Below are 4,216 nucleotides of genomic sequence, written 5' to 3' on the forward strand. Positions count from 1 at the left end.
CATCATCTGATAAGTTATATAAATGCTGAAGGACTAATACTTTAAACATCAACACCACATCAAATGGTTTACGTCCCGCTTGGCTTTTTCGGGACTTTTGACGAACTTTATTCAATGTCGCCCTAAAGCGCTCCCAATCAATCAAGGCGCTAAGACTCACCAATGGGTCACGCTCATTCAGCTTGTTATAACGATCTTTCAGATCAAAAAAACCTGGTTGCACCATTTTGCTAGCACTCGTTTCTTATTACTCAGCTGCTATGTATTATACATCAATAAGAATTTTTAGAGGTGCCCATTATTTTATCGACCTCTCTTCTTTTCTTAAGCCTATAAAGTTTACCATCAAAAATTATGCTAAAACTGTTCATAAAGTAGGTGTCTTTTTTTAGAAAAACTATTAAAGAGCCAATTTACTCACATATGAATACTTTGCAAAAAATTTGTAAATTTTCTCGATAGTAACAGCAAGTGTTGTAAAAGTACTAATTGAGCTATCAAGCAATGAAATTACTCAAGCTGGTTAAATCCACTTATTGCTATACTCAATCATTGATAGGAGCCTTATAGCAAACAATAGCATAATGATCCACATCGAACTGTTTACCGCAAGGATAAAGCAGTCAAGCCTCCAGAGGGGGATTTACAGCATGCTCAATGAGCGAAATACAAACTTTGAGCTAAAATGGTTTGTAAAGTATCTTTTTTTCGGTAAAGCACGATAAACCCAAGGAAAGATTGAATGCAGGCACTCGCTAAGGTAATCAAGTTTAATTTTTTGTCAGTTATCGCCACTTTTCTTTTGCTAGGCTTATCAACCACAGCAAATACAAGTCAAACTATTACTTTAGTCTATAACAGTGAGCCCAATCCACCATTTAATACGGGTAATCACTTATTAGATAAACCAGGAGTGACCGTTGAGATGCTGAACAAAGTGGCAAATAAACTCGAACTTAAGATCCACTTCGTACAAATGCCCTGGAAGCGTTGTTTACATGCTGTAAATACAAATAAAGTTGATGGCACTATTGATGCTAGTTTTAAAATAGAGCGATTAAAAATTGGGGTTTACCCAATGAAAAATAACATGTTAGATCAAACAAAGCGAAACAATACTCTATTTTCACAATACCTCAGTCAAATATCACAAACTTTGATGATTTACTTAAGAATAAAAGAGTGAGTGTAACATTAGGATATTCGATCATTTCTGAACTTTATAAAAAAGGTATTTACTCTGACAACCTAATTGAAACAAAAGGCTCTCTTAATAGTTTAAACATGCTTATTAGTGGTCGAGTTGATGCTATTGTTGACTTAGATACAAATATTGAAAGTCAGCAACAACGTAGCCAGCCAAGGTTTAATGATGTGATTAAAATTAAACCTCCAATTATCAGCAAAGATTATTATTTATTATTCTCATATCAGTTTTTCAAAGAGCATACAGAGACCGCAATGCAAATTTGGACGTTAATGGCTCAATTACGGGATTCTAAAGAGTACTTGCAAATTCTCAGTCGGTATTAACTACCCTAATGAGTCATTAAAAGTATATACCCTTCATGAATGATTTCTGGGTTTTGTTATCTTCACTCCTCACCCTAATCACCTATTAATATAGGCTCATGGGACTTCGTCACTCGATGGCCGCACCTAAAAACCATTCGTATGGGGTATACATGTCCAACTTTTTCGAACAGTTTAAGCGAAACATTGAAATTATCAGCTGTTTCAGCCCATGCTATCTTTGTTCTATCAAACTTAAACAAACTCGTATTGATTCACCACCATCTTTATCCATTCAATAACCTCCCTGAAAAGGTAATATACAAGGAAATATCATAATGACCAAAATAGCCATTGTTTATCATAGTGGGTTTGGGCATACAGAAGTGCAAGCCAAAGCCGTTGTTAGCGGTGTAACATCAGTAAAGGGTGTATCTGCAGATCTATTTGAAGTGGGTCTCGTCACAGACAATCCAGAACAACTCAATGCATATAATGCCATCATCTTTGGAGCACCAACTTACATGGGGTCACTCTCAGCACCATTTAAAGCATTTATGGATGCCTCATCGAAGGTTTGGTTTAATCAAGGCTGGAAAGACAAATTAGCCGCTGGTTTTACTAACTCTGGTAGTATGAGTGGCGACAAATTCAACAGTTTAGTCCAGCTTACAACGTTTGCCGCTCAACACAGTATGCTCTGGGTTTCACTTGGCCAAATGAACGAATCCAATAGCCCTGACATTGCCAGTGGTCACCCTGAAGCCGTCAACCGCATTGGTGCCTACCTCGGTGCTATGGCTCAGTCTGATAACTTACCTGCAGATCAAACACCTCCTTCAGGGGACTTAAAAACAGCAGAGCAACTAGGTAAGAGAGTTGCGGAAGCATCATTACGGTGGCACTAGTTTAGGGCCTGTTAACACTATTTGAATCACCACTGCCGTAGACTATTTACTTCGCCTAGCAACTTACAACGAATGCCGTGTAGTCATTCTACATAAATGACTTGTAACACCGCCAGGTGGAAAAATAATCCCGGCCCGAAGGGTTATGACGGTAAAAGTACTACTCGTTGTTGCTCATTGTTAATTTAGAACTACTAAACTTCACGCTTCGCGCCTAGAATAATGCTTTTACCATCATAACAGTGAAATTCAAATAGTGTTAACAGGCCCTAGAATGATTAAGACAACGCTTGAGCAATGGCGGATGTTCAAAGCAGTCGTCGATTATGGCGGCTTTAACCAGGCAGCAACGATTATCCATAAAAGTCAATCAACTATTCATCATGCTGTTCATAAGCTAGAAGAGGTGTTAGGAGTCCCCCTACTAACAACCAAAGGCCGCAAGACAATATTGACGGAAGCCGGAGAACTTATGCTGCGTCGGGCTAACTATCTGCTTGAAGAAGCCGCAAAGTTAGAGGCCATTGCTGGCACACTAAGTCATGGTATTGAGTCCAAACTCAATATCGCTGTTGATGCTGCGTTCCCTCAAGAAGAGTTTTTTAATGTCCTTGATACGGTTTCGGCTCAATACCCCTTTCTACGCATCGAACTGATTGAAACCATACTATCTGGAGCAAATGAACTAGTTGAACAAGGTCACGCAGAAATTGGCCTATCTCCTTACCCTATGCCAAACGGCTTGAATGAAGAAATTTACCAATTAAATTTTATTGCCGTTGCCCACACTGAACATGCTTTGCATACAACAGGACGCCAACTGAAGTATGAAGATCTCAAATCTCACCGACAAATTGTTATTCGAGATTCTGCAATCAACACCAGCAAAAATTCCGGTTGGCTAGGTGCTGAACAACGCTGGACAGTCAGCCATTTACGAACCTCAATAGATTTAGTCAGTAAAGGTTTTGGTTTTGCGTGGCTACCAGAGGCAAGTATTAGGCAACACCTCGAAAAAGGTTTGTTACGCCCCCTTAACCTTACACAAGGCTTAAACAGAACAACACCGTTTTTTTTAAACTTTAATGATGCAGATAAACTTGGTCCAGCAGCCCGAACGTTTATAGGCGAGTTACGTTATCAGACACAACATATGACCGTCTCAGATAGTAAGTCACTATAGTGTCAATACTATATCCAATACGAATGGTTTTTTAGATGCGACCATCGAGTGACGAAGCCCCATGAGCCTATATTACCCATGAGTATATATTAATAGGTGATTGGGGTGAGGAGTGAAGATAACAAAACCTAGAAATCATTCGTGAAGGGTATAAACACCACACCATTGGTGCCTTCATGTTTACTATTATATAACGTATACCCAGAGGGAAGGCAACAAACCCTAAAATTGATTCTCGAAGGGTATATATAGCAGTTAATTCCGGCTCAACTGGAAAGCCTACTCAATGTTAGCAGGCTTTGTATTAGTGAAATGATAAATGATATTAGTATAACGCGATGCTCGACTTTTTAGCCTATTAATTGAGCCAACTGAAGTGGAGCGTTGCCTTCGTTTCTATTGAGTAACACACATAAACTGTGTGATAACAATTTACGACTTATTCGATTCGTCAGACTCCATAAGGTCCTACCTTTTGTTCGTTGGATATTAAACGTTTTTACAAGCTGACCAATCGTTGTCTCAACCCGTCGTCGGACCCGGTTTAACTGTCCCCTCCATTTCTCTGGGAGTTGATCCACCATGTTTTCTCTGACCGGTGTTTCTAATTGTA

General features: G+C 39.2%; 5 protein-coding genes and 1 pseudogene. 4 read left to right on the plus strand and 2 right to left on the minus strand.

Going from position 1 to position 4,216, the window contains the following annotated elements; genetic code table 11:
* The coding region (locus F607_RS0125205) for a transposase (protein ID WP_027710236.1) at positions 1–226 on the minus strand (226 nt) is incomplete at its 3' end.
* A 516-nt stretch (positions 227–742) separates the two neighbouring features.
* Between F607_RS0125205 and F607_RS35870 the strand changes: the two genes are divergently transcribed.
* The 4 genes from F607_RS35870 (at position 743) to F607_RS0125225 (ending at position 3,603) form a co-directional block, all read left to right on the plus strand.
* Positions 743–1,186, plus strand: coding sequence for a transporter substrate-binding domain-containing protein (locus F607_RS35870; protein WP_027710237.1), 444 nt, complete (start codon positions 743–745; stop codon positions 1,184–1,186).
* On the plus strand, positions 1,183–1,533 hold the full coding sequence (locus F607_RS35875; RefSeq protein ID WP_027710238.1) for a type 2 periplasmic-binding domain-containing protein: 351 nt from the start codon (positions 1,183–1,185) through the stop codon (positions 1,531–1,533). Before F607_RS35870 ends, F607_RS35875 begins: the two co-directional genes overlap by 4 nt.
* A 317-nt stretch (positions 1,534–1,850) precedes the next feature.
* Entirely contained in the window at positions 1,851–2,420 is a 570-nt protein-coding gene (locus tag F607_RS0125220; protein ID WP_027710239.1) for a flavodoxin family protein, read from the plus strand.
* A gap of 274 nt (positions 2,421–2,694) precedes the next feature.
* Positions 2,695–3,603 carry a LysR family transcriptional regulator gene (locus F607_RS0125225; protein ID WP_027710240.1) on the plus strand — a complete coding sequence of 303 codons (909 nt, stop codon included), beginning with the start codon at positions 2,695–2,697 and terminating at the stop codon, positions 3,601–3,603.
* A 350-nt stretch (positions 3,604–3,953) separates the two neighbouring features.
* Here the strand turns inward: F607_RS0125225 and F607_RS35330 are convergent.
* Positions 3,954–4,216, minus strand: a pseudogene (locus F607_RS35330) (IS982 family transposase); the annotation flags it as partial.

Source organism: Zooshikella ganghwensis DSM 15267 (assembly GCF_000428585.1).
Classification (GTDB): domain Bacteria; phylum Pseudomonadota; class Gammaproteobacteria; order Pseudomonadales; family Zooshikellaceae; genus Zooshikella; species Zooshikella ganghwensis.